Genomic DNA, 26,028 nt, shown 5'->3' on the forward strand with positions numbered 1-26,028 from the left:
CAGCACAGAGTCGAGCGCAAAGTCCGCGTCCTCCAGGTCCAGCTTGCCGGCTTCAATCTTCGATATATCGAGAACGTCGTTAATTATGCCGAGGAGTGTTCGCGCCGACCCATCGATCTTGTCTAGGTAATTGCGCTGCTTGGCAGACAGCTCGGTATGAAGGGCAAGTCGTGTCATGCCGATCACCGTATTCATCGGGGTGCGGATCTCGTGGCTCATCGTGGCGAGAAATTCGCTTTTGGCTCGCTCGGCTGTCTCTGCCTTCTCCTTGGCTGCAGCCAGAGCGTCAGCGGCCTCCCGATCGGCGGTGATGTCGCGGATAATGCCATCCCAGACCGCCGTCCCGTCGGTCTGGGCTCTGGGCACTGCGCGAGCTTGCATCCAGGCGATCTCGCCTTGCCGCGCGCGAATGCGGAAGGTGATGTCAGCTGGCTGGCGTGATTTTAAGGCCTGGCGGAGCTGACCACGATAGAACGCGAGATCATCTTCGTGGATGACTTGGGGAAACGCAAGGCGGTCGGCGACGATGGTGTCGGCCGAGATGCCGACAAGCCGTTCGATACCCGCGCTGCAATATGTTAACGTGTAATCGTGATCGGTCTGGACGACACGGAAGATGGCACTGTTCGGGACATTGTCGGTGAGTGCCGCAAGCTGCGCCCGCGCTTCCTCCCGTTCGCTGACATCCTGCACGGTCCCCGATAGGGCGACAATCCGGCCTTCGGCGTCGCGTTCCGCCTGTCCCCGAATATGCACGGCGAAGACCGTACCGTCATGGCGGAAATGCTCGGCGTCGATATTGTAGGCTTCGCCGGTTTTCGCACAGGTGTTTATCGCTTGGCTCACACGGCGGTAACTGTCCGCCGTCAGCATGCGCTCGAGATCCCCGGGGCCTAATGGCGGCCCGTCCGGATCCGCGCCGTTCATGGCGTATAGCATTTCGGAAGCGGAAAACCTGCCGGTCGAGAGATCGAGCCGCCACGAGCCGATGCGCGCCAATCGCTCCGCCTGGCGCAGCGATTGGTAGCTCCTCTGCAGTTTTTCCTCGGCAAGACGGTTTTCGGTAATGTCGACGATAACGCCAATAGCACGTGCGGCTTGGCCGTCCTCATTTTCGATCAGGCAAGCCGCCGAGCGTATCCAGCGGATTTCGCCGTCAGGGCGGACGATCCGAAACACGATACCATAGTTGCCGCCGCTGCTGATCAGATCGGCCAATGTGGTCATTTCGACAGCGGTGGCGTGTTCGACGTCGTCAGGATGGATAAGCGGTTTGAAATCATCGATCGAGTTTATCTGACCCACGCTCGGATCGACACCAACAATACGGTACCAGTATGGGTCACAATATAGCCTATCGTTATGGATATCGTAGTCCCAAATCCCGAGACCACCGACCTGAGCCGCTAGTGCCAACCGTTCGCGCTGTATGCGCAACTCGACCTCAGCTGCCTTGCGTTCCGTAATGTCGCGCGAAATAGCGACTATGCCGATGACTTTGCCGTCGGCATCGAGGCGGGGACTGCGGGTGTTGAGGAAGGTGCGAGGCCCTTGCTTCATCGGCAATATCTCTTCCACGGTGATTGTTTCACCCGTGGTAAGCACCAGGTTCTCAATTGCCTGAATACGACTGCCGGCCTCTTCGCCGAACACTTCGACGGCGGTCTTGCCTGCGATCGCGGCAGCGCTGAAGCCGGAATCCCGCTCGGCAGCGCGATTGAATACCAAGAAGCGACCTTCCGTGTCCTTGAGCATGATCGCATCTGTGGCGCTGTCGGTGACAGATTGCAAGATTTCCGCGATCTCCTGCAATTGCTGGGTGCGTTCGGCTACTCGCTCTTCTAGGTCCGCATTCAGTCGCCGGATGGCCTCTTCAGCTTCAACGCGTTCGGTGATGTCACGCACCATAGCTAAAAACAAGTTCTTGCCATCAATCGAGTGGCAGGACACACGAACCTCAACAGGAAATATAACGCCATCCTTACGCCTATGATGCGAGAATACCGTTACCGTCGCCCCTGGGCGCATCCACTCCCATATCTTTTCCATTTCGGCTTGGTTGAGGTCGAGCGACAAATCGATCGCCCGCATGCCAAGTAGTTCCTCGCGACTATAGCCAAGATTCTCGCAGGCGCGGGCATTCACGTCGAGGAACTGGCCCTTCGCGTCATGAAGGAAAAAATCGTCTAGCGTGTTCTCGATCAGGAGGCGGAACCGCTCCTCGCTCACGCGAAGGGCGTTTTCGCGCGATGCCCCAACCCGAGAGATAGTTTTCGGAAGAGGGGAGGCAACGCCAATCGCTGCAAGTCCATCCTCTACGGCAGCCCGTAGATGCGCCATAAGCCGAAGCTGCTTTTCGCTGGGCTGCATCCGAGCTCGACGAAGAATGTCGATTACGCCAAAAATAGTGCCATCCGCCCACCGAACTGGCATACCGACATAGCAAGGCATCCCAATGCATTCTGCGCTGTGACGCCATATCGGGTCATCATTGGCGTCTGGAATAATCACAGTCGAGCACGCTTCGACGACAGAGGCGCGGAATGCTTCGCCAGCTGCGACGGCCGCGTCATCGGCCGCGTGCACAATCAGAATGTCAAACTCAGATCTATGAAGCTGACTGATACGCGCGAGATCGCCGCTCATGATTTCCGCAAGGCATTCGACCAGCCCACGCCAGCGATCCAAGGTCTGTTCCGGAATTGCCAAGCCGCTCCGCATCAACTATTGTCCTCGCGCCTCCAGAGTTTATAAACATGGAAAAGACTAGGAGGGCTCGCTTAAGATTCCGTTCAAGTAAAGTTTCTATATTTTCTTGCGCTCAAGGTGGAATGCCAAAACTCAGCGCAGGATTCTTGTGCGCCTCACGCGAAAGAACGACAGCGCTCCTGAGGTTCACAGCGGATAGCTTCGTCACGTAAGCGCACCTAGTACTCCCTCGATCGCCCGCTTCTCTAAGCAAGGGGTTTAAAGGGCACCCCGATTTTGTGCCAGCGGGCGCGGGAATTCTCCGGGGTTAAAGCTCATGTCGACGGGGATGCCGATTAGCCGTTCATGAGCGAAATCGGCACCTTGTTGCCGATCGGGCTGTGTGGCCGGAACTCGTTATAGTCTCTACCCCAATCTATCATTTCTGCCCGCGCGTCGTCGAGCGTCATGAACCAGTGCTCGTTTAGGCCGCTCGGCGCGGAACTTGAAGTTGAAGCTCTCGATGTAGCTGTTGCCCGTCGCTTGCCGCGCCGGGGGAAGTCGAGCACGACGCCCTTGTGATAGGCCAACAGATCGAGGTCGCGCGAGATGAATTCACTGCCATTTTCGACGCGGATTGACCCTTGGATAGCCTACCAGGCGGAACACCCGCTCAAGTGTCTGGACCACGTCCTCGCCCCGGTAACTGAAGCGTGCATCGACCGCTAGTGAGAACCGCGAGAAGGTATCGACCACTGTCAGCAACCTGATCTCCCGACCGTGGCCAGTTGATCATGAACGAAGTCCATAGCCCAGACACGATTGGAATGGGTCGCCTCAATACGGTGGATCCGCAGCTTCGCCTTGACCCGGGCTAGGGAGCCTGTTGCGGAGCTGTAGGCCCATCTCTTTGTAAAGACGATAGATTCGTTTCGGATTGACCGGCCAGGCGTCACGCTTCAGCAGGACATGACACGACGGTAGCTATACCTCACCCGCGTCTCGCAAATGTGATCACGTCCACAAGCTTGCGCCTGCGGGCAGGATTCGAAACTTTTCTGACAGCACGTCCTACAGCATAGCCTTGTCTAGGCTAAGGTCGGCGACTATCCGGCGTTCTCCTCCTCGAGATGCCGAAGTCGCTTCACCGCCGACGGCAGTAGGCCCGCATACTTCTTGCGCCAATAGTAGAAGGTTGCATCAGAAATGCCGGCTTTGCGGCATACCTCACCGATCGGTGTCCCTTCCTCCGCCTGCTTCAACGAAGACGCGATCTGCGCTTCCGAAAACTTCGACGCCTTCATCGAATTCCTCCGACTTCCTAACGGGATCATAAGTGGAAAATTCGAGTTCCAGTTGGACCAGTTGGACGTCAGTGGCTCATAAGCCACACTTCAAGAAGGATCACTTTTCAGGGGGCATGCCAGCCGACAAGGGTCACGATGCCGATGCCATTCGCGACGAAATCGCCAGCGCCAAGGTCGAGGCAGTCATCCCCTAAAAAGCAAGAGGCGCGAGCCGATCCCACACGACAAAGCCAAATACAAATCGCGTAACCAAATCGAGCGGCTCTTCAACAAGCTCAAGAACTGGCGGCGCGTTGCGACGCGCTACGACGAGACCAAGGAATCCTAGCTCGGCTTCCGCGATCGCCGCAGTCAAACTGTGGATGCTCTTTGTCCACGAGCGCTAATGCGAGAACGATCGAAGAATGATCGCGGCCGATGCGTAGCCGGTCCAAAAGAGAGCGAGCACGGCGAGAATTGGGAAAAGGATGATGATGGGATCGGACGGCGGTTTGATTGTGTCGTCTTCATCTTCTCCTTGATGCTGCTGCGACTGCGCTATCCGCGCCTGTTTAATTAAGTCTGAAGACATGAGCTTTCTCTCGCTTCACGCGTCGTCAGGAAGTAACGTGCGATCGTGAAATCGCGCGATAACGACAACTGACGCATTGTCGGCTGTCGAAATAGAACGGCTGGCGGCATTGATTGCGGTTACGTATGAAGTTCATTCTAATCTGTTGTAAAGGCCAGACGGAGCGGCGTGGACCGCTCCCCGAGCCCGTTACCTCTTGAGAACGTCGCGGGCGGCAGCCTTGGCGCCGCCAACGGCGTTCTGGACCTTGCCGGCAGCCTTGTCAGTCTTGCCTTCGGCCTCGAGCTTGCCGTCGCCTGTGACCTTCCCGGCGGCTTCCTTGATAGAGCCCTTCACTTGCTTTGCAGCACCTTCAATACGATCCCTGTCCATGATGCGTCTCCTTCCTTTCGTCTGATCCGCAGGACGCCAGACAACCCGCGGTGATGGAAAATGTACAGTGAATGCATTCTGCTCGAAAGGCGCTGCTGCATCAGATGGAGTGATGCATATGCGTCATGACGCGCGCGCAGGAATGGCGCTAGAAGCGCTCATCGGCTGCATGAAGGAGACAGAGATAAAGTTTATAGCATGTGGTACCGCCATCCGCTTTGCCGTCGCCAATTCAGAATCCGCCGCCGCGCCGATCTTGGTCAAGGTACGGTTAAAGTGGAGCGCGGTCCGGACAGCAAAAAGCAGCGGCTCGGCTCGATCCCCTGCGAAGTGGCGGGCGGTGTACGGACGCTGATCGGCTCAACAGAAATGTCGAGTGCCGGTTTGCTCGGTCGCAAGGTTTATCTGAACGATATAGCCTCTGAGTGTCGAGGGAATGAAGGGTATTGATATAACGGCCGGCGTTACCCGCCTGGAGTTGCGCGCTGCCAGGTAGTGTCGGCGGCTCAGATCCAGTTCAAGTGAGATCATACAAGTCGGCCGTCGCAACCTCTGGGCGCTGCCGTTTCACGGCCACGCCTGATCCGATCGCGTGGAGAAAGTCATGGAAGCAGGACTGGCAATTTATGGATTTGCACTCGGCTCGGGACCGGCCGTTGCCTTCGGTGAAACCCGCGAAGAGGGAAGGTCGGGCGCCACGGTGCACCGCTCGGGGCTGCTGGCCGATAGCGATGTCGTATCGGGCGACTGTTATTATAGCCTTCCGCTTACGCGTGTTTATAAAAACGTCGTTCGCCTACTCGATGCGACATGTTCGTGAACCTCCCCAACAACCCAGATGGACATGCTGGGATGATTTTGGAGAGCGTTGAACCGATTGCAGTTGTGCCGGCCCGGCGATCGCGATCCTACGACTGTTGTTGTGAAGGGCGACCTACTACCTGCCTGTCGCAGACGTGGGAGACTACCGAAACAGGTCCGCGGCCCCCCTTAACCCAGTTCGAGAGTTCAAGTCCGACCATCTACTTGCCGCAACGGGCAGCAAAAGGGTAAAGCGTATGGAAGCAGTAGCGGATGCCTATGCACGCCTGATGTCGACGGGCCATTCCTCCGGAGAAGCGCCACATTTTACAGAATTGCAGAGTATGATGCTCGACGCGACACCGGATTGCGTCAAGGTTCTGTCGCCGAAGGGAAAGTTGTTGACCATGAACAAGGCGGGGTGCATCGCCCTCGGTGTCGCGGAAGGGTCTGGCTTCGGGATGGACTGGTTGCCACTTTTGCACGAAGAGGTCCATTCTCTCGGGCTCAAAGCATTGCATGATGCCGCTATGGGTCGAACCGCGCGCTTCTCTGGCAAAAGCGTGTCTGGTGACGCGATAGCCTATTGGGACAATCTCCTTACGCCGCTGGTGGATCGGTCCGGTCGGGTCCTTTCCGTCCTATGCGTCTCGCGGGACGTGACGGCCCAAACCCTGCTCGAGCAGGAGCGTGAACGGGCCATTGAGCGTGAGAAGCTGGTCGTCTCGGAGATGCGCCACAGGATCAAAAACCTGTTTTCCGTCATCGCTAGTCTTGCCGTACTTGCGGAGAAGGAAGCGATTGCGAAACATGAGCCGGCGGCTCTGACGACGATCTTTTCCGATAAACTCGCAGCCCTGGCGCGGGCCTCGGACGCGGTATTTATAAACAGCGAAGGCGGCGGTCACGTCGAAGAAGGGGTAGATCTTGAAAGTGTTGTTCGGTCTGTACTGGAACCGTACGGCTCGCGCTGCGAATTGATAGGTGGAAAATCGTATCTTCGTAGAGAAGCAATGACGACGATGGCTTTCTTCTTGCACGAGCTTGCAACAAACTCCGTAAAGTATGGTGCGCTCTCAGTGGATAAAGGTCAAGTTCACGTCAAATTTAGCGCTCACGGTCCGTCGCTGGACCTCTCTTGGACTGAGCGGGATGGACCGGAACTCAAAGGTTGTCCCGAGCGCCGCGGGTTCGGGACCGAGATGGTCGATAGGATCGTCACGTCTATGGGCGGCAAAGTCGATCGATCATGGCGGGAAACCGGATTGGCGATTAGTCTAATGTTACCAACTGCATTGTATCCCGGCTCGAATGACGGGACAACCACGTCATGACCCGACCTTGTAAGTTTACGATGACAATGACTATTCCGGCATTGTGAACACCAATGCCGGCGATGTCATGTTGTTGGCCGTTATAGGTCGATGGATAATGCGGGTGGAGATGAGCTCACCGACGATGAGTTACAAGAAGTAGTCGATGATTAGCGCTGCCCTTCCCACTTCCGAAACTTCTCGCGGGCAGGAGAAGCGGCCGGAAGGCATCAGAAATGCGGACGATGCCACCGAGTTGATGGAGTAACGAGCTACTTAACGGCAGCAAGGCTAGCGGAGACGCACCCCTACGAATAATAGTTTGCGAGCCGCTTGCCGGCCGAGACCTTCACCTCGAACGCGGTGTCGTAGAGCTCTTCGAGCACGCCGGGATCTATGATTTCCTCCGGCGTGCCCTGTCGGAAGATCCGGCCCTGCCGCATCGCGATGATGCGGTCGGCGTGGCAGGAGGCGAAGTTGATGTCGTGCAGGACGACGACGACGGTCTTGCCGAGCTCGTTGGCCGCGCGGCGGATCATGCGCATCATCGACACGGCATGGCGGATGTCGAGGTTGTTGAGCGGCTCGTCGAACAGCACGTAGTCGGTATCCTGGCAGAGCACCATGGCGACGAAGGCACGCTGGCGCTGGCCGCCGGAAAGCTCGTCGAGGAAACGGTCGCGCAGCTCGGAAAGGTTCATGTAGCCGAGCGCCGTTTCGATATGGCGCGCGTCCTCCACTGTCAGCCGTCCGCGCGAATAGGGATAACGGCCGAAGGCGACGAGATCGCCAACGGTCAGGCGTGCGGCCATCTGGTTGTCCTGCCGCAGGATGGAAAGGCGCCGCGCCAGCACGTCGCCCGCCGTCTTCGTCACGTCGAGACCGTCGATGCCGATCGTTCCAGCATCGAGGCCGATCAGGCGGCTGATCATCGACAGGAGCGTGGATTTGCCCGCCCCGTTCGGCCCGATGATCGCCGTCACGCCGCCGGCGGGAAGGTCGAGGCTCACGCCATCCACGACGACGGTGTCGCCATAGCGCTTTACAGCGTTTTCCACGCGGATCATCGGGTTTTCCCCCTTACGAGCAGGATGAGGAAGACAAGGCCGCCGACGAATTCGATGACGATGCCGACGGCAGTGTCGAAGGCGAGCAGGCGTTCCAGCACGACCTGGCCGCCGACGAGGCTGATGACGGCGGCAAGCACGGCGGCGGGAAGCGTGAAGCGGTGCAGGCCAAGCGGCATCATCTGATAGGCAAGGCTTGCGACCAGAAGGCCGAAGAAGGTCACGGGGCCGACGAGCGCGGTGGAAACGGAGACCAGAACGGCGATCAGCACCAGGATCTGCGTGGTCACGCGGCGATGCGCCACGCCGAGCGTGATGGCGCTCTCCCGGCCGAGCGCCAGGACATCGAAGGTGGGAAAGAGGCGCCAGGCGGCGAAGCTCGCGCCCCCGATCATCACCGCGGAAAGCACGAGCAGGCGCGTATCGAAACTGTTGAAGCTTGCGAAGAGCCGGTCCTGCAGCACGATGAATTCGTTCGGATCGATCACGCGCTGCAGGAAGCCCGAGACGCTGCGGAACAGGATGCCGAAGATGATGCCGACCAGCATGAGCACATGCAGGCTGCGCACCGCGCCCGAAAAGAGCCAGCGATAGAGCAGGCAGGAAAACAGCACCATGGCGCCGCATTCCACGACGAACAGCACGCGCGGATCGACGGCGCTCGTCACCTGCGCTCCGACGAAGAACACCATGATGGTCTGGATCAGCACATAGAGGGCATCGAAGCCCATGATCGACGGCGTCAGGATGCGGTTGTTGGTGATGGTCTGGAACAGCACGGTCGACAGCGCGATCGCATAGGCGACGAGAAGCATGCCGGCGAGCTTGGCGCCGCGGAACGGCAGGACGAAGGACCAGCTCCCCTTGGCGCCGAGCGTCATGAAGACGACGCAGACGGCGAGCGCGGCAAGGCCAAGCAGGATGAACGTGCGCCGGGAGCGCGCAAGGAGGACGGCTCTAGGCTGCACGGGAACGCCTCCTCAGCACGAGATAGAGGAAGAAGACGCTGCCGACCATGCCGAGCACGGTACCGACGGGCACCTCGAACGGCGCGATGACGAGGCGGCCGATCATGTCGCAGACGATGACGAGGCCAGCACCGCTGATGGCGATCCACGGCAGCGAGCGGCGCAGCCGGTCGCCCATCGCCATGGCGACGAGGTTGGGCACGATGAGGCCGAGAAACGGCACCATGCCGACCGTGACGACGACGGAGGCCGTGACCATCGAGACGATGGCGAGGCCGAGCATGACGACGCGGCCATAGGGGACGCCGAGATTGGTGGCGAAGGCCTCGCCCATGCCGATGACGGTGAATCGGTCGGCGGCGGCATAGGCGAGGGCGGTGAGGCCGAGCGACAGCCAGAGTAGCTCGTAGCGTCCACGCAGCACGGCCGAGAAGTCGCCCGTCGTCCAGGCGCCGAGCGATTGCAGCATGTCGTAGCGGTAGGCGAAGAAGGTGGTGACGGCGCTGATGATGCCGCCGAGCATGATGCCGACCAGCGGCACCATCAGCGGCGAGCGCAGCGGGATCCGCGTCAGGATCAGCAGGAAGAGGCCGGTGCCGGCCAGCGCGAAGGCCGTCGCGACCAGCATTTTCAGATAGACCGGCAGGTCCGGCGCCAGAAGCAGCACGGCGAGAATGCCGAGGCCGGCGGATTCGACGGTTCCCGCCGTAGACGGCTCGACGAAGCGGTTGCGCGCCAGCATCTGCATGATCGTGCCGCAGACGGCCATGCCGGCGCCGGCAAAGAGCAGCGCCAGCGTGCGCGGGATGCGCACCTCGATGAGCACGAGCCGGGCGGTGGCGTTTTCACCGGCAAGAAGCGCGGACGGCGAAAGGTCGCTCACGCCGATGAGGACGCTCGCGACCGAAAGCAGAAGCAGGGCCGAAAGGGCAAGGACATGTTTCAAGAGAGGCACTTACCGGTCGTTTCAGGCGGGGTGGCGAACCACCCCGCCCGGTCAATCAAGCTTTTCCAAGGGCGGCGGCGAGCTGGTCGACCGTGCGCTGCATTGCGGAAATACCCCCGCCGACGAGATACCACGCCGTCGCATCGAGATAGACGACGTTGCCGGCCTGCCAGGCCTTGGTCTGCCTCACCACCTCGTTGTCGAGGAACTGGGCGGCCGCCGTGCCCTCGCGGCCGATCGCGGCGTCGCGGTCGATCACGAAGAGCCAGTCGGGATTGGTTTCCAGGATATATTCGAAGGAAATGGCCTGGCCGTGGTTGCCGACATGTTTGGTTTCCGCGGCGGGCAGGATGCCGTAGGCGCCGTGCAGCATGCCGAAGCGAGAGCCGGGACCGAAGGCGCTCATCTTGCCGCCGGTCGTCAGGATCAGCAGGCCCTTGCCCTTGCCGGCGGCAAGCGCCTTCAGGTCGGCGACGGAACTGTCGAGCTTGGCGAGAAGGGCTTCGCCTTCGGCCTTCCTGTCGAACAGGCCGGCCAGCGTGGCGACGTTGTTCCTGGCTTCCGCAAGATAGTTCTGCGCATCGACGCTGAGATCGATGGTGGGGGCGATCTTGGCAAGCTCGGGATACTTGGAGGCCGAACGGCCGGCGACGATGATCAGATCCGGCTCGGCCGCGTTGACGGCCTCGTAGTCCGGCTCGAACAGCGTGCCGATTTTCAGATATTTCTCGTCGTTGTAGGCCTTGAGATAGCCGGGCTTGTTGCCGCCGGGAACGCCGGCCACCTCGACGCCGAGGGCGGCGAGCGTGTCGAGCGAGGCGAGGTCGAAGACCAGCACCTTTTGCGGCTTGGCCGCGAACGTCGCCTCGCCCTGCTTGTGCTTGACGACGATGTCGGCCGCCGCGGCAGCGCCGCCAAGAAGCGACGTTGCGGTGAGGGCGAGTGCGGCGAAGAGCGACGCGGACCGGGAGAATTTCATGGTTTCAGCTCCTGCAGTTTCGAACCGGCGGTGAGCCGGGAAAGGCGCGGGGATTGCGCCCCGCGCCGTGATCAGAATTGCGATTTCATGCTGGCCCAGAACCGGCGGCCTTCGCCCAGCGTGTTGAAATCGGTGGGCTCCACCTTCTTGTCGAAGACGTTGTAGACGGCGGCGTTCAGCGTGACGTTGTCGTTGACGATATATTGCAGGCCGAGGTCGAGCGTGGCGTAGGGATCGTATTTGCGCCCCTCCTTGCCGTTGATCGTGATCGGCGAGCCGTTCGTGCCGATGCGGGCGCCGGCTGCGATTTCCGAACCGTGATAGTTCGCGCTCGCCCAGGTCGTGAGGCCTTCCACGCTGGTCGTCCACTCGGCGCGCATGTTGCCGGTGTGCTCGGGCGTGCGGGCCAGCGGGAAGCCGGCGAAGGTGCCGGTCTTCTGTTCCGACTTGGTGTAGGTATAGCTCGCACGCAGCGACAGGTCCGGCAGGGCATGCCATGTCGCGGCAAGTTCCACGCCCTGCATGACCGCGTCATCGACATTGTAGTTGTACCAGAGGCGATAATTGGGATCCTCGTCCCAGCGGGCGATTGTGCCGTCGGGATTGAGCACCAGCGCGTTGGAGATCTTGTCCTTGAAGTCGGTGTAGAAATAGGTGCCGCTCAGGATGACGTCGCCATTGTCCCAGACCGCGCCGAATTCGTAGCTCGTGCTGCTTTCGGCCTTGAGGTTGGGGTCGCCGATGATGACGCCGCAGGTGCCTTCCGGTCCATAGGTGCAGCCGCCGCCGCCCGTCGTCATGGCATAGCCCGGCGCGATCTGGCGGATATCGGGTGCCCGGAAGCCCGTGGAGACGCCGCCTTTCACGGTCAGGTCGCTGGTCGCGTTCCAGACGCCGTAGACGCGCGGGCTGAAATGCGCGCCGTACTGCTCGTGGTGGTCCATGCGAAGGCCGGTGGTCAGCGCGAAATCGTCGACCATGCGCCATTCGTCTTCGGCAAACAGCGCCCATTGCATGGCCGAGAAGGTCTCGGTGAGACCCGTGCGGCGGCCGGGATTCTGGTCGGCGAGGCGCGCTTCGAAATACTGGCCGCCGGTGACGAGCGTATGCTGGCCGAAAAGTTCGAACGGGGTGGTGAACTTGCCGTCGATCACGGTGTTGCGGATTTCCGGTTCGCGCGGATTGAGCGCATAGCGCTGCGTAACGGCATCGTAGGTGTAGATGCTGCGCTGGCCCCATTCCTGCTGGATGGAGAAGTCCGACGTCGTCGGTCCCCACCGGCCGGTATGCGACAGCGACCAGTGTTCGCGCGTGTTCAGGCGGAAGGATTCGCTATCGCCGGCAACCAGCGTGTCGCCGATCGTCGCGTCGCGCTTCAGCCGCTGGCGGCCGGCTTCCAGCATGATGTCGTGGTCTTCGTTCGGTGTGAAGGTGAGGCGTGCCGTGAGGTCGACGTCCTTGGCGCCAAGAGTGCCGCCCGTGACCGCATCCTCGGCCCGGCGATAGCCGCTGCCCCACAGCTGCATGCCGAGCGTCTCCTCGAACAGCGGTCCGTTGAGATACCAGGATGCTTTGCCGCTGTTGCCGAAGCGCGAATGCTGCTGGAGCGTGCCTTCCGTGGTGACGGAGCCGGACCAGACATTGGAGACCTTGCGCGTGATGATGTTGATCACGCCGCCCATCGCATCCGAGCCGTAAAGCGACGACATCGGCCCCTTGACGACCTCGATGCGCTCGATGGCCGAAAGCGGCGGGATGAAGTTCTGCTCGTAGCCCGAGCTGCCGTTGGGGCGCGCGTCACGCGTGCTCTGCCGCTTGCCGTCGACGAGAATGAGCGTGTAGGTTCCGGGAAGGCCGCGGATGAAGATGTCCTTCTCGTTCGCCACGCCGGTGACCGAGACGCCCTGCACCTCGCGCAGCGCGTCGGTCAGGTCCTGGAACGAGCCTTTCTCCAGCTCCTCGCGCGTCACGACGGTGATGCTGGCCGGTGCGTCCTTGACGCTCTGCTCGAAACCGGCGGCCGTCACCACCACCTGGTCGAGCACCGTGGCTTCCGCCTGCTCTTCCTGGGCAAGTGCCGCGCCCGGCACCATCAGTGCCGCGCCCGGCACCATCAGTGCCGTCCCGGCCAGAAGGGCCGCGCTCCAGCGCTTCGCTCTCCGCTTGTTCCGATCCCCGTTTCCGTGCGCACCGTTCGCCATGCATGCCCCCTGCATTCACATCTGTGTTACCCCTCCCCGCATTAACTTGAAGGGACGGGTCCACTTATGTAGTCGGGAGGGGGAGGGTCAACGGCGGTGATTTTGAATGATTCTAAATTCGAATAATCGCAATTTGCTGGACAGGCTGAGATGGACGGAAGGCTCCAACCGATGAGCACACCGGATGCGGGCGATCGCGATCGCGCCGTCAAGCCGGATCGTCCCGGCCAGCTGCGCCTGCTCGTCGTCTTCGATGCGCTGCTGCGCACGGGCAGCGTCGCCAAGGCGGCGGCGGGCCTTGGGCTTCAGAGCCCGGCCGTCAGCCGGATGCTCGGCCAGCTGCGCGAAATCTACGGCGACCCGCTTTTCACCCGCACCGCCAAGGGCCTCGTGCCGACGCCGTTTGCCGAGGGCTTGCGCCTGCGGCTGAGAGCGCTTGCGGCCGAGACCGAGCAGATCATGACGGCGCCGGCGGCCCAGACGGTATCGGCCGGCCCGTCCGCCGCCTCCGACTGGACCCATCCTCCGCTGATTTCCGCGCCGCCGCTTGCCGTTCGTCCCAGCGTGCTGCTGCACGGCCAGCCGACGCCGGACGACTTCGCCCGCAAGCTCGCCCGCATCGGCCACAATGCGGAGCCGCAGAAGCGGCTGGCCAAATATATCGCGACGTCGGGCAGCGGCATCGGCCAATGCCGCCCGCTTGCCGTCGAGGAGGCCGAGGACGCGCTGGCCATCATTCTCGACGGCGAGGCCGATCCGGTGCAGGTCGGGGCGCTGCTGGCGACCATGCAGTATCGCGGCGTCACGGCGGCCGAAATGGCCGGCTTCATCAAGGCCCTGCGCAGGCATATCGGCGCCTATGACGTGTCGGACGGTCTCGCCGATCTCGACTGGCCCGCCTATGTCTCGCCGAAGCTGAAAACCCCGCCCTGGTTCCTGCATGCGGCGCGGCTCGTTGCGCAGGCCGGCTACCGCGTGATGCTGCACGGCCATTACGGGCAGGGGCCGGAGGCAGGCAAGCTCGAGCTTGCCGCCACGACTGCCGGCATTCCCGTCTGCGCTTCGCTTGCCGACGCGAGAGCCGCGCTTGCGGCCGGGTCCATTGCCTATCTGCCCATCGGCGGCGCCTCGACGCAGATCCAGCGCCTGTTCGGTCTCTACAATCTCCTGGAGATGCGCCTTCCGCTCAATGCCGTCGTGCATCTCCTCAATCCGCTGGGCGCTTCGACAACCCTGCTGGGCGTCGCGATGCCGTCGCGCCGCGATCTCCTTCGCGAAACCGCAATGCTGCTCGGCGTGCGCAATTTGTCGATCCTTGGGGGAAACCGGGATTTTGCGGAATTCACCCCGTTGCGGGCGACGCCGCTTTACCGGCTTGTCGATGGCGAGGCGCTGGATGCGCGTGTCCCCGCGCGCAAAGGCATCGTTGCGCCAGCACAGCCTACCGCTTACACAAGCCGCGAATACTGGCATGCCGTCTGGACCGGTGCGGCGCGGGACGAGGTCGCCGAGGCCATCGTCATCGACACGGCTGCTGCAGCCCTCGTAACAATCCGTGGACGTCCGTGCATAACACTAGAAGATACAAGGGATCACGCTGCGGCCCTTTGGCGGGACCGTCACGGCGGCCTGCGTTCAAAAAACTGATCACTTATAAATCCGACTATCCATGTAAGGAGCGCGGCCCACCGAGCCAATGTTCCCGCCCGCCGAGGGAGACCACCACCTCGTTCAGATGCCAGGTGTCCTTTCGCGACGGCGTCTTTCTGCGCAACTGCTTGGCGTACGTCGCTCCGAATTTTCCGGCCCATCGCCGTATCGTTTCGTAAGACACGACGATACCGCGCTCCAGAAGCATTTCCTCCACCAGTCGCAAGCTCAAAGGGAGCCGGAAATACGGCCACACCGCATAGGCGGTGATCTGTGGTGGAAATCGGTGGTTCTTTTAACTGACAGCGGCGAGCTCCTCCCCACCCAATTATCCGCCAACTGTTAATCCACCAACAACAAGACATCGCCGGTCGAGATCGTCATCGGTGAGCTTGCCCCACTTTTCCTTGATGTGCTTTTGACCTTCTTCCAGTTTCCCTCGACACGGTCGCATTCCATGGATGTTTCTCCTTTCATGGTCTGGCCAGGTGACGACGGGGACCGGGAGGCGAAGGACTGGCGCTGTTGGCACCATGTCCCAAGCCTTCGGTCGCGATCGCGGCACCTGAAACGAAGAAGGGCCCTCGACACTTGCGTGGAGCGCGCTTCTGACCAGGAGGACCACGCACGCGCGACCGAATACCATCGTAGGAGGCAGTCATCTATTACGGGTAGTGACCGTGAAATGGGGTAGGGCGTCGGCAATTCAAGACCGCCCAGGTCAGACGTCGCGTTGGTAATGTGAGGTAACGGCTTATGAGGACCCCGCGATAGACACACGTGCATGAACACCTTGCCCATCAGCTATAGACGCCACAGCGAAGGCCAGAGTTTGATGGTCGCCTGCTCTCCGGACACCATTATGGGAGCAGGTATTCAAAGCGCTCGCCACGCAATCGAATCTGGACTGATCGGGAAGGTTCATGGCGCGACCGCCGTTATCATGGACACCGCATGAAAGACTGGCACCCGAACCCGAAGTTTTTCTTTAAGCGAGACGGCGGACCTGTCTTCGGCATGGGCCCCTATTACTTGGCCGCTCTCATCGAGTTGATGGTCCCGGTATCCTCTCAAGTATCTGTGGGAGGTCGGGTGACCTGAGCCCCTGAACTTCCTCCAAATTTTGGTAGAGTCCGTCGTATCAAGGAGACGGACGGAATGAAGCGTGCACGGTTTACGGACGAGCAGATCATCGGGATGCTGAAGGAGCAGGAGAGCGGTCAGAGGACGAGCGATGTATGCCGCAAGCACAGAATATCCGAGGCGACTTTCTATAAATACAAGGCGAAGTATGGCGGCATGGATGTCTCCGACGCCCGGAAGCTAAAGGCCTTGGAAGATGAGAATGCCAAGCTGAAGAAACTGCTCGCCGAGGCGATGCTGGACAACGCCATTTTGAAGGATGTCGCATCAAAAAAATGGTGACGCCCGGCGCAAGGCGGGATGCGGTGGCTCATGTCTGCAAGGAGCATGACGTGAGCCAGCGCCGGGCGTGTGCGATCCTGGCCATTGATCGGTCGAGCGTGCGATATTGCAGCGTTCGGCCGAACGATGCCTCCATTCGGGAAGCCATGAGGCAGGTTGCGTCCGAGCGCCGCCGCTTCGGCTATCGCCGTATCCATGTGATGCTGGATCGGCAGGGCATAGTTATGAACCTGAAGAAGCTGCGTCGCCTCTACCGGGAAGAGAAGCTTGCCGTTCGCAAGCGTGGTGGCCGCAAGCGGGCCTTGGGAACGCGACGGCCCATTGCGCTGCCGTCACGAGCCAACGAATGCGGATTCCGGGAATTAACCGGACGGTGTTCCGATCAAAAACCGGACGCTATTTCCGACATGAAGCCGGACGCGATTCCGATAAATAACCGGACAGTTTAGGCGGTCCACCGATGCCTTTGGGTCAGCAACCTTGGCATGTGTTTCCTCGCGACGAACGAGGAGATGCTGATGCCGGCGAAGAGAAGGCTGACCATGAGACAACTACGACAAATGCTTCGGCTTTGCGCGGATGACGTGAGCGTGCGCGATATTGCCATGATGCTGGGGCTTGCCCGCAGCACGGTGCAGGATAACCTTGAGCGTGCGAGAGCGGCCGGACTGAGCTGGCCCTTGCCGGGACCTGACGGACGGCGTCATCGAGCGCCGGCTATTCTCCCGACAGGGCGTCAAGCAGGGCTTGCGCCGGCGGGCGGAACCCGATTGGAGCGCGCTGGCGGTCGAACTGAAGAAGCCGGCCGTGACCCTACAGATCCTTTGGGAGGAATATCGCGCGATTCATCCTGATGGCTACGGCTACAGCCGGTTCTGCGAGCTGTTCCGCAGTTTCGAGCAGCGGCTTTCGCCCACGATGCGCCAGGAACATGTTGCCGGCGACAAGGTGTTCGTCGACTATTCCGGCAAGACGCTGCCGATCGTCGACGGCAAGACCGGCGAGATCCGCGAGGCGGAGATCTTCCTCGGCGTGCTGGGCGCGTCGAGCTACACCTTCACGGAGGTAACCTGGAGCCAGGCCCTGCCGGACTGGATCGGCTCGCATATGCGCATGTTCCGCTTCTTCGGCGGCGTCCCAAGGCTCCTCGTTCCCGACAATCTGAAGTCCGGCGTGAACAAGGCCAGCTTCTACGATCCCGAGTTCAACCGCACCTACGGCATGATGGCGGCGCATTATGGCGTCGGCTTTCTGCCTGCCCGCCCGAAGCGCCCCAAAGACAAGGCAAAGGTCGAAAGCGGCGTGCGTTTCGCCCAAACCAGCATTCTCGGCCGCTTGCGCAATCAGACCTTCTTCTCGCTGGCCGAGGCCAATGCCGCCCTCGTCGGAGCCGTCGAGCGGATCAACACCCATGTCATGCGCCGGCTCGGCCAAAGCCGCCGGGACATGTTCGAGGCGATGGAGCGCACCGCGCTGGCAGCACTTCCGGCGCAGGATTACGAGTTCGCCGAATGGCGTCTGGCGCGGGTCTTGACGGACTACCATGTCGAGTTCGAGCGTTACTTCTATTCCGTGCCCCACCATCTTATCCGCCAGCAGGTGGATGTCAGGGCCACGAGCCGCACCATCGAGATATTCCTCAAAGGTCAGCGGATTGCGGCTCATCAGCGCCGATACGGCGGTTCACGCTTCGGGACCGACCCGGATCACATGCCCAGTTCGCATCGCCGATATGCCGAATGGTCGCCGGAACGCTTCCGACGCTGGGCCGCATCGATCGGGCCGCACACCGAGGGCCTGATCGTCGCGATCCTTGCCAGCCGGCCGCATCCTGAACAGGGGTTCCGAACCTGCCTCGGGGTTCTCGGACTCTCCCGCGCCATCAGCGCCGCCCAGGCCGAGGCCGTCTCGGCCCGCGCCGTCGAGATCGGCGGGCTGACCTGCAAAAGCATCGGCGCGCTCATCACAAGCCACAAAACACCCCGCCATTCCGCTGAACCGGCCGCGGTCGGCGAACACGCCAATCTTCGCGGCCCCGGCTACTTTCACTAAGGAGACAATCGACAATGCTGACCAATCCCACCCTCGACACCCTGCGCGACCTCGGCCTTTCCGGCATGGCGTCCGCTTTCCAAGAACTCGATTAGCAGCCGGAGGCCCAAAGCCTCCAGCATGGAGAGTGGCTCACCCTTCTGCTCGAGCGGGAGATGACGACGCGCCGCCAGAAGCGCTTCGAGGCGAGGGCGCGCGCCGCAAAATTGCGCCATGACGCCCAGGTCGAGAACATCGACTTCCGCGCTGCCCGCGGCCTCGACCGCAATCTCTTTCTCAAGCTGTCCAGTTGCGACTGGATCAGGCAGGACCATAGCCTGCTTCTCATCGGGCCGGCCGGCGTGGGCAAGAGTTGGCTGGCCTGCGCTCTCGGGCACAAGGCCTGCCGCGAGGATCTTTCCGTCGCCTACCACCGCGTTCCCCGGCTCTTCGCCGCCCTCGCGCTGGCCCGCGGGGACGGACGATACACCAGGCTGATCAAGTCGCTGGCCAGAACCGATCTGCTCATCCTCGATGACTGGGGGCCGGAGAAGCTCAACGACGAACAGCGCCGTGATCTTCTGGAGATCGTCGAGGACCGTTACGAGCGGCGCTCAACCATCATCACCAGCCAGATTCCCGTCGACCACTGGTATGACATGATCGGCAACGCCACCATCGCCGACGCCATTCTCGACCGCCTCGTGCACAATGCCTATCGCATCGAATTATCTGGGGAGAGCCTGCGCAAACAGCGCGCCGTGTCCATGTCCGACACAACCGTCGCTTGACCCACCACTGCCTCAACGGCAATCATCAATCAGACCCAATGGCACCTTGCCGCGTCCGGCTTCAGATCGGAACAGTGTCCGGTATCAAATTGGAATGCCTGTACGGCTTCGCGTCGGAATACCCGTCCGGCATCGTCGGAATACGCACTTCCGTCATTGGGCGGAACAAGGCGTGTGGGACGGACTTCTCGAAACGCTTGTCGAGTTGGGGCTAACCGACGACTGGCAGCACATGATCGACAGCACCACGGTTCGAGGCCATTCACAGGCAGCGGGCGCTAAAGGGGGACTTATAAGGAGGCTTTTGGTCGATCACGCGGTGGCTTTACGACAAAAATCCACGCCCGCGCAGACGGTCAAGGACGCCCTCTCGGTTTCATCCTGACGGGTGGCGAAGCTTCGGACTACAATGCCATTTCGGGCTTGCTAGCAATGCCAGTTGGCAAACCGAGATTGTTTCTCGCTGACAAGGGCTATGACAGCGACTTCCTGCGTGAAGAACTGCTGACCCACGGGATCAGGCCCGTTATACCGCCGAAGGCAAATCGAAAAGAGCCGCCCGTCTGCGACTTTCGGGCCTATAAGGATCGAAACCGTATCGAGCGCCTGTTCAACAAGCTCAAGCAGTTTAGGCGCGTAGCCACCCGCTATGATAAAACCGAACGGTCGTTCGCTGCTTTCCTTGCTTTGGCTGCCGTTCGCGTCTGGCTGCCATCATTCACCGGGATGGTCCAAAACCCATGACCTAACCGGAACCTCCCCAGTTCGGACGTCTTTGTAGGTCGAGTTGATCTTACTCAGCACCGTCTCATCGTCCGTATCGATCTCGTAGAATGTGTGTCGACGGCTCGGATCGTAATCCATGTCTTGTCTGACTGCATCGGTCCGGAGCCGACAAACTCGCCCCAGATAACCTGCTGCGTCTTCTCCGCCAAGGCTGTTAGATCGGAACCTGAAAGCCGGGCGTCGTCCTGCGCCAACTCCTCCAGTTGCTCGCCGCCGTCACCTGTGGCCTCAAACCATTCGTGGGTCAGCGGCACCTGCGGCAGCGCGAATATCGGCAGAGCGGAGGGCAGTTCGCCTAGATCGCCGACCGTGCGCAGGTCGAGGCCGCCCGAATAGGCAACGCCGGTCAGCACGAGGATGGCAACCAAGGGCGATGGGATGGCCTTGGTGACATAAGGGACGAGATAGATGATCGCGAGGCCCGCCGCGATCATCGCATAGGTCAGTCCCGGCACGCCGATGAGTTCGGGCAGTTGCGCCATGAAGATGAGGATGGCCAGCGCGTTGACGAAGCCGGTGATGACGGAGCGTGATACGAAGCGCATGACGCGGCCGAGCTTCAGGAAGCCGGCGCCGATCTGGATGAGGCCCATCAACAGCGTAGCGGCGAAGAGATATTCGAGGCCGTGCTCCTTCACCAGCGTGACCACGAGGACGGCGGTGGCTGCCGTCGCCGCGGAGATCATGCCCGGCCGGCCGCCGGTGAAGGCGGAGATGCTGGCGATGGCGAAAGAAGCAAAGAGGCCGACATGACCGGATTTGCCGGAGACCCGAACTCGTGAGAAGTAGGGTCTATGACAAGCAAGACGACAAACAAGTTTTCTCCTGAAGTCCGCGCCAGCGCGGTTCGAATGGTGGTCGAGCATGAAGCGGAACATCCTTCGCGATGGGCAGCTGTGTCTTCCATAGCGGCCAAGATAGGCTGCTCGGCACATACGTCAATGAATGGGTGAAGAAGGCCGAGGTGGACAGCGGTAAGCGTTCGGGTTTGCCGAGTGACGTCGCGGAGAAGATGAAAGCTCTGGAGCGGGAGAACCGCGAACTTCGTCAGGCCAACGAGATTTTGCGCAAAGCCTCTGCGTATTTTGCGATGGCGGAGCTCGACCGCCCACTGAAGCGATGATTTCCTTCATCGATGCACACCGCTCGGTGCTCGGGGTCGAGCCGATCTGCAGACTGCTGCCGATTGCCCCGTCCACCTATTATGAGGTCATCGCCAAGCGCACGGACGTGAACCGTCTGTCGGCCCGCGCCCGACGCGACATTGCCATAAAGGTCGAGATACGCCGGGTGTTCAACGAGAACTTCCAGGTCTATGGCGTGCGCAAGGTCTGGCGACAGTTGCTACGGGAGGGCTACTACATCGCCCGTTGCACAGTCGCTCGGCTTATGAGGGCAATGGGACTGCAGGGCATCATTCGCGGCAAACCGATCCGCACGACGATCAGCGATAAGACCGCCCCATGTCCGCTCGACCGGGTGAACCGGCACTTCTTCGCGCCCGCACCGAACATGCTCTGGCTTTCTGATTTCACCTATGTGGCGACCTGGCAGGGTCTCGTCTACGTGGCTTTTGTGATCGACGCCTTCGCTCGCCGCATCGTCGGTTGGCGGGCGAGCCGGACTGCCCATGCGGGCTTTGTGCTCGATGCCCTCGATCAGGCACTTCATGATCGGCGGCCCGTTTACCGTGGCGGGCTGGTTCATCATTCCGACCGCGGCTCGCAATATGTGTCCATTCGCTATTCCGAGCGGTTGGCGGAGGCAGGCATCGAGCCGTCTGTCGGAAGCGTTGGCGACAGTTACGACAACGCTCTCGCCGAAACGATCAACGGTCTTTACAAGGCCGAGGTCATCCATCGGCGAGGACCGTGGCGAAACTTCGAAGCCGTGGAGTTCGCCACGCTCGAATGGGTGGACTGGTTCAACCACCGCCGCCTCTGGAGCCCATAGGAAACATCCCGCCAGACGAAGCCGAAGAACGATATTACGCCATGCTGGACGCGCCAGCCATGGCCGCATAACTTAAACCAAATGGTCTCCGGTAAACTCGGGGCGGTTCACTACGCTTCTTCGACCCAAATCTTGATAACCGCTTTTCAAGCGCCGGGTTCGGTCACCCGTTGGCGAAGATTGCGAAAATGAACGACCATGGCTCGACGCGCTGCTTCGGGGTCGTGGTCTCGGATGGCTTCGAAGATTGGCTGGTGTTCACCCTGAAGGGCACGCCAATCTTGAACGCCGACGATCGCCTTGAAACCGACCTGTTTGGATGTCTGCAGAAGACGCTCGCTCATCTCCTCGAGGATCGAGTTTTCTGCTGCCCGTGCTATAGCACGGTGAAATTCGCCGTTGAGATCGAGGCTCATCAGTGTTTCGGCCGGTTCCGTGGCGATTGCAAGGAGTGGTCTTTCAATGGCTGCCAGTTGCTCCGGCGTCGCGCGTTCCGCCGCAAGTTCAGCGAGCTTGGTCTCCACGGCTTCCCGTGCTTCCCAAATGCGCAGTAAAACGTCGCGATTGGCGGCAAGCTCCGAAGAGCGCAGGCGGCTGGGATCGATGACGTGGGTCGAGCGGAGGTAACGTCCGCCGCCCTGCCGGCTCTCTACGACTCCCTGCATCTCCAGCACCCTGAACGCTTCGCGCAGGACCGGACGGGATACGCGCCAGCGTTCCTGCAATTCCCGCTCACTGGGAAACCGCTGGTTCAACTCGATATGCCCGCGCTCCACGAGAGAGGCGATCTGGGCGATGATGACTTCGGAGAGCCGCGTGTTCTTTACAGGTGCAAACTCCGCGTCGCTGACTTCGTGCAACCCGAATCTCCCGTGACGTCTGCTCACCGGTTTACATGTAATAATCAGCAACTGCTAGCACGAAAATCAACATAACTGAGATAACTGGGTTGCCCAATTTGAAATCGGATGTTATTTCCTGTTCCGTAAGTTGGAGGAATATCTTGTATGAATAGCCGGCCGTCATGGGTGGATCAGTTTCCCGGAAATTTCCAGTGGTCGAACGCATTGTTGGTTTGCAAAGGCATGGCCCCCTATGGCGCCGTGTCGCTGGCTGATCTCGACCGCATCGTTGCCGAGCTTCACGACGCGGAGGTCAACGGTGACAATTGGTATCGGGTCTGGACCGCGGTCGGGCGTGAAAGCGAGCAACTCGCCAAGGCCGCCGAAGATAAGGGCGCATTTCTGACGGCCGGTTCCTACTATCTCAGGGCCGGAAACTACCTTTATACAGGCGAGAGGTTCCTCAGGCCCGGTCCGGAAAAGCAGCAGGCGGGCCGCGACGCGTTCAGTTGCTATCACAACGGCTTCCGCCGGCGTTTCCCCGAGGTGGAGTTCGTCGAACTGCCCTACGGCGACCAAACCTTGCCGGCACTTTTCATGCCCGCTCAGAGCGCCGATCCAAAGGCGCCCTGCGTCATCATTTTCAACGGCATGGATAACTGCAAGGAGATGAGCATTCTCTTCGCAGGCCTCGACCTGTCTGCTCGCGGCTTTCACACGTTGGCAGTCGATGGACCGGGCCAAGGAGAAACCATGCGGCTGCGCAACATCCATGCGCGCTACGACTATGAGGTGCCCGCTGCCGCTGCCATAGACTGGCTGAGCGCATATCGTGCTGTCGACGCCGGTAGGATCGCAGTGCTCGGTTATAGCTTCGGCGGATACTACGCCGCCCGGATCGCCGCGAAGGAGCCCAGAATTGCCGCGGGTATCGCGCTGACCGCCGGACATTGGGATCTGGCGAAATTCCAGCGCGACGCGATGGAAAAGGCGAGGGCGGAGCAAAAGGCTGTTGCGCAACCGAATTTTCAGTTCCAATGGGTGGTCGGCGCGTCCGGGCCGGACAGCGCCCTTGCGATCGCCGAAGACTTCAGCGTCAAAAATGTGGCGCATGAAATCCGCTGCCCGTTCCTGGTGACCCACGGCGCACAGGACCGCGTTGTCCCTGTGGCCAATGCGAGCAAACTTTTTGACGCCATCCCCGACGCCACAGACAAGACCTTGAAGATTTTCGAGGGGAACGGCAGCGCTCACGCGCATGTCGACGATCGCCAGGTGGGGATCGCTTTTGCCGCCGACTGGCTTTCCAACAGGTTCTTTGCTCAGGCACAGGGATTGAAGATCCATGCTTGAGCAAGAAGCCCCATATTGCGCGCCACCTGCGAAAGACCTGCTGGTGCCATCCATGGACGTGCCGGCCGGCGCTTGCGATTGCCATGTGCATGTGTTCGGTCCTGCCGATCGCTATCCATATCAGAAAACCCGGGCCTACACACCGCATGACTGCACGCCGGACATGTTGTTCGATCTGCACAAGGCGCTGGGGATCGAGCGGGCCGTCATCGTCCAGGCGAGCGTCCATGGTACCGACAACGCCGCCATAATCGACGCCGTTGCCCGCGCACCTGACAGGTTGCGCGCGGTGGCATCTGTTTCCCCGGAGGTTTGCGACCGGGAACTCGCTCGGCTTCACGAGGGCGGCGTTCGTGCCATTCGCGTCAACATGGTCGACAAGGGCGGTATGCCATTTGCTTCGTTGAGCGAGCTGGAAGCGATGGCAGAGCGTATCAAGGATATGGGCTGGCATATCGAGCTCCTGGCCCATGTGGAAGAAGTCGAAGAACTTCCTGGCCTTGTATCGCGTCTCGCTGTGTCGGTTTCGGTCGGCCACCTCGGTTACACCAAGGCCCACCTCACGGCCGCGCATCCGGGCTATCGTCGCTTCCTCGATATGCTGGCTGACGGTCGATGCTGGGTGAAGCTGACCGGTCCTTACCGCATCTCCAGCGAAGCCGGCGTGCCCTATTCCGATCTCCGTCCCTTTGTGGAAGCCCTGGTGCAGGCGGTGCCGGCCCGGCTGGTCTGGGGCTCGGACTGGCCGCATGTCATGCAGGCCAAACCGATGCCCTATGATGCCCATCTGCTTGATTTGCTGGGCGACTGGATCACGGACGAAGGGCTGAGGAGCCGTATTCTGGTCGACAACCCTGCCGAACTGTACGGATTCGAAAACATTGCCACGGCAATACCGAACTCACCGGTCGCGAGCAAGCCTTTGGGTTCATAACGCCGAGGAGTTGATAAACGTCACTGCATGATTGGCCACAGGCCAAGTTTTGGGAGGAACCATGCAAGCCATATTCAAATTCGCGAGCGCAACGACGTTCGCATTTTCCACCTTATTCCTTCTCGCGCCCCATTCTATCGCGCAGGAAACCAAGGCACCTGCCGGACCGATCGAAATCTCCGTCGGGTGCGCTGCCGGGTGCACGCCGGACATCCTCATGCGCCGCGCAGCCAAGATCTGGAACGACGAGAAGATCATCGAGAACCCTATCGTTATCGTTAACCGTCCGGGCGGTGGCATGACCACCGCGATGAACTATGTGATCGAGCGGCCGGGCGATGAAAACAACCTGATGGCGCTGGCGGAGCCAGTGTTCTCCACGCCGATCGTCCAGGGCATGGAATCCACCTATAACAAATTTACCCCATTGGGCGTGTTTGTGCAGACTCAGCTGATCGTTCTCACGCAGCCAAATAATCCCGCCAATTCGCTGAAGGACATCATCGAAGACGCACGCGCCCGGCCACAGGAAGTCCGCGTCGCCGGCTCGAGTGCCGGCGCCACGGACGACCAGGTCATGGGCCTGCTCGAACGAGCCGGTGGTGTTGATATGACCTTCATCCCGCATTCCGGCGGCGGCGCGGCGCAGGCGACCTTCCTCGGCGGCAATACCGAGCTGATCGTCCTGACGATCGACGAGGCGCTGCCCCACATCGAGTCCGGAAATGCAAAGGCTCTGGCGATCCTCAATGGCGAGCGTCGGACCGAAGAAGCCTTGAAGGACATACCGACGGCCAGGGAGCAGGGCATCGACGTCGCCTGGGAACAGGTCTTCGGTCTGCTCGGCACACCCAAGCTTGATCCGGCCGTTGCCGCGTGGTGGAGCGAGAAGATTGAGGCGCTCACGCAGACGGATGCCTGGAAGAAATCGCTAGAGCAGAGTTATTTGGGCGGAACAGTCTATGTCGGGGCCGATTTGCCCCAGAACATGGAGAGTTTCAACGCCCGCAGGCTTGAAGTTCTGAAACTGATCAGTGCCGCGAAGTAAGT

Annotated in this window: 18 protein-coding genes, 7 pseudogenes and 1 other annotated feature; of the genes and pseudogenes, 13 read left to right on the forward strand and 12 right to left on the reverse strand. The window is 60.7% G+C overall.

The features are described 5' to 3' along the window. The 4 genes and pseudogenes from AC27VQ_RS22865 to AC27VQ_RS22880 all read right to left on the reverse strand — a co-directional run. On the reverse strand, window positions 1-2,721 hold a 2,721-nt coding region (locus tag AC27VQ_RS22865), incomplete at its 3' end, for a PAS domain-containing sensor histidine kinase (protein ID WP_488718119.1). 323 nt (window positions 2,722-3,044) lie between these two features. Then, a pseudogene (locus tag AC27VQ_RS22870) lies at window positions 3,045-3,992 on the reverse strand (IS3 family transposase). Between the two features lie 385 nt (window positions 3,993-4,377). Continuing rightward, a complete protein-coding gene (locus tag AC27VQ_RS22875) occupies window positions 4,378-4,566 on the reverse strand; it encodes a hypothetical protein (protein ID WP_488718120.1) in 189 nt (62 codons plus the stop codon). A 189-nt stretch (window positions 4,567-4,755) separates the two neighbouring features. Continuing rightward, complete coding sequence (locus AC27VQ_RS22880) at window positions 4,756-4,938, reverse strand: CsbD family protein (protein ID WP_488718121.1); 183 nt, start codon at window positions 4,936-4,938, stop codon at window positions 4,756-4,758. Between the two features lie 198 nt (window positions 4,939-5,136). On the opposite strand from AC27VQ_RS22880, the gene AC27VQ_RS22885 reads away from it, so the two are divergent. From AC27VQ_RS22885 to AC27VQ_RS22895, 3 genes are all read left to right on the forward strand, one after another. Then, window positions 5,137-5,388 carry a hypothetical protein gene (locus tag AC27VQ_RS22885; RefSeq protein WP_488718122.1) on the forward strand — a complete coding sequence of 84 codons (252 nt, stop codon included), beginning with the start codon at window positions 5,137-5,139 and terminating at the stop codon, window positions 5,386-5,388. Window positions 5,389-5,542: 154 nt separating this feature from the next. After that, the gene (locus AC27VQ_RS22890) at window positions 5,543-5,758 is read left to right on the forward strand and encodes a hypothetical protein (protein ID WP_488718123.1); all 216 of its coding nucleotides are present in this window, start codon (window positions 5,543-5,545) and stop codon (window positions 5,756-5,758) included. Window positions 5,759-5,996: 238 nt separating this feature from the next. Then, window positions 5,997-7,073, forward strand: coding sequence for a PAS domain-containing protein (locus AC27VQ_RS22895; RefSeq protein WP_488718124.1), 1,077 nt, complete (start codon window positions 5,997-5,999; stop codon window positions 7,071-7,073). Between the two features lie 287 nt (window positions 7,074-7,360). On the opposite strand, the gene AC27VQ_RS22900 is transcribed toward AC27VQ_RS22895, so the two are convergent. The 5 genes from AC27VQ_RS22900 to AC27VQ_RS22920 all read right to left on the reverse strand — a co-directional run bounded on the left by AC27VQ_RS22900 (window position 7,361) and on the right by AC27VQ_RS22920 (window position 13,105). Further along, complete coding sequence (locus AC27VQ_RS22900; protein ID WP_488718125.1) at window positions 7,361-8,119, reverse strand: iron ABC transporter ATP-binding protein; 759 nt, start codon at window positions 8,117-8,119, stop codon at window positions 7,361-7,363. Next, complete coding sequence (locus AC27VQ_RS22905; RefSeq protein ID WP_488718126.1) at window positions 8,116-9,087, reverse strand: iron chelate uptake ABC transporter family permease subunit; 972 nt, start codon at window positions 9,085-9,087, stop codon at window positions 8,116-8,118. Before AC27VQ_RS22905 ends, AC27VQ_RS22900 begins: the two co-directional genes overlap by 4 nt. Beyond that, window positions 9,077-10,042: an ABC transporter permease gene (locus tag AC27VQ_RS22910; RefSeq protein WP_488718127.1), complete on the reverse strand. Its 966-nt coding sequence runs from the start codon at window positions 10,040-10,042 to the stop codon at window positions 9,077-9,079. Before AC27VQ_RS22910 ends, AC27VQ_RS22905 begins: the two co-directional genes overlap by 11 nt. 46 nt (window positions 10,043-10,088) lie before the next feature. Next, window positions 10,089-11,012, reverse strand: coding sequence for a siderophore ABC transporter substrate-binding protein (locus AC27VQ_RS22915; RefSeq protein WP_488718128.1), 924 nt, complete (start codon window positions 11,010-11,012; stop codon window positions 10,089-10,091). A 71-nt stretch (window positions 11,013-11,083) separates the two neighbouring features. Then, on the reverse strand, window positions 11,084-13,105 hold the full coding sequence (locus tag AC27VQ_RS22920) for a TonB-dependent receptor domain-containing protein (protein WP_488718183.1): 2,022 nt from the start codon (window positions 13,103-13,105) through the stop codon (window positions 11,084-11,086). A gap of 279 nt (window positions 13,106-13,384) precedes the next feature. Here AC27VQ_RS22920 and AC27VQ_RS22925 point away from each other — a divergent pair, with 279 nt between their 5' ends. Beyond that, complete coding sequence (locus AC27VQ_RS22925; protein WP_488718129.1) at window positions 13,385-14,860, forward strand: glycosyl transferase family protein; 1,476 nt, start codon at window positions 13,385-13,387, stop codon at window positions 14,858-14,860. 43 nt (window positions 14,861-14,903) lie between these two features. Here the strand turns inward: AC27VQ_RS22925 and AC27VQ_RS22930 are convergent. Further along, window positions 14,904-15,228: pseudogene (locus tag AC27VQ_RS22930) on the reverse strand (IS6 family transposase); the annotation flags it as partial. Between the two features lie 793 nt (window positions 15,229-16,021). Between AC27VQ_RS22930 and AC27VQ_RS22935 the strand changes: the two are divergent. The 5 genes and pseudogenes from AC27VQ_RS22935 to AC27VQ_RS22955 all read left to right on the forward strand — a co-directional run. Then, window positions 16,022-16,635 (forward strand): annotated as a pseudogene (locus AC27VQ_RS22935) (transposase); the annotation flags it as partial. 261 nt (window positions 16,636-16,896) lie between these two features. Then, entirely contained in the window at window positions 16,897-17,142 is a 246-nt protein-coding gene (locus tag AC27VQ_RS22940; protein ID WP_488718184.1) for a hypothetical protein, read from the forward strand. Then, on the forward strand, window positions 17,036-18,340 hold the full coding sequence (gene istA / locus AC27VQ_RS22945) for an IS21 family transposase (RefSeq protein ID WP_488718130.1): 1,305 nt from the start codon (window positions 17,036-17,038) through the stop codon (window positions 18,338-18,340). The genes AC27VQ_RS22940 and istA overlap by 107 nt, the downstream gene beginning before the upstream one ends. 14 nt (window positions 18,341-18,354) lie before the next feature. Then, window positions 18,355-19,110 (forward strand): annotated as a pseudogene (istB, locus tag AC27VQ_RS22950) (IS21-like element helper ATPase IstB). 40 nt (window positions 19,111-19,150) lie between these two features. After that, window positions 19,151-19,854, forward strand: a pseudogene (locus AC27VQ_RS22955) (IS5 family transposase); the annotation flags it as partial. 278 nt (window positions 19,855-20,132) lie between these two features. On the opposite strand, the pseudogene AC27VQ_RS22960 reads toward AC27VQ_RS22955, so the two are convergent. Further along, a pseudogene (locus AC27VQ_RS22960) lies at window positions 20,133-20,774 on the reverse strand (SulP family inorganic anion transporter); the annotation flags it as partial. Here AC27VQ_RS22960 and AC27VQ_RS22965 point away from each other — a divergent pair. Then, window positions 20,691-21,920, forward strand: a pseudogene (locus tag AC27VQ_RS22965) (IS3 family transposase). The pseudogenes AC27VQ_RS22960 and AC27VQ_RS22965 overlap by 84 nt on opposite strands. Beyond that, window positions 20,974-21,090: a sequence feature (AL1L pseudoknot), on the forward strand. It overlaps the preceding pseudogene by 117 nt. A 75-nt stretch (window positions 21,921-21,995) precedes the next feature. Here AC27VQ_RS22965 and AC27VQ_RS22970 read toward each other — a convergent pair. Beyond that, window positions 21,996-22,709, reverse strand: coding sequence for a FadR/GntR family transcriptional regulator (locus tag AC27VQ_RS22970; protein WP_488718131.1), 714 nt, complete (start codon window positions 22,707-22,709; stop codon window positions 21,996-21,998). 147 nt (window positions 22,710-22,856) lie between these two features. On the opposite strand from AC27VQ_RS22970, the gene AC27VQ_RS22975 reads away from it, so the two are divergent. The 3 genes from AC27VQ_RS22975 to AC27VQ_RS22985 all read left to right on the forward strand — a co-directional run bounded on the left by AC27VQ_RS22975 (window position 22,857) and on the right by AC27VQ_RS22985 (window position 26,026). Continuing rightward, complete coding sequence (locus AC27VQ_RS22975; protein ID WP_488718132.1) at window positions 22,857-24,044, forward strand: alpha/beta hydrolase; 1,188 nt, start codon at window positions 22,857-22,859, stop codon at window positions 24,042-24,044. Beyond that, the gene (locus tag AC27VQ_RS22980) at window positions 24,037-24,978 is read left to right on the forward strand and encodes an amidohydrolase family protein (RefSeq protein ID WP_488718133.1); all 942 of its coding nucleotides are present in this window, start codon (window positions 24,037-24,039) and stop codon (window positions 24,976-24,978) included. Before AC27VQ_RS22975 ends, AC27VQ_RS22980 begins: the two co-directional genes overlap by 8 nt. A 61-nt stretch (window positions 24,979-25,039) precedes the next feature. Further along, window positions 25,040-26,026, forward strand: coding sequence for a tripartite tricarboxylate transporter substrate binding protein (locus AC27VQ_RS22985; protein ID WP_488718134.1), 987 nt, complete (start codon window positions 25,040-25,042; stop codon window positions 26,024-26,026). Window positions 26,027-26,028: the final 2 nt, after the last annotated feature.

The sequence above is a fragment of the Shinella sp. 20P9.1.1 genome (assembly GCF_057798995.1).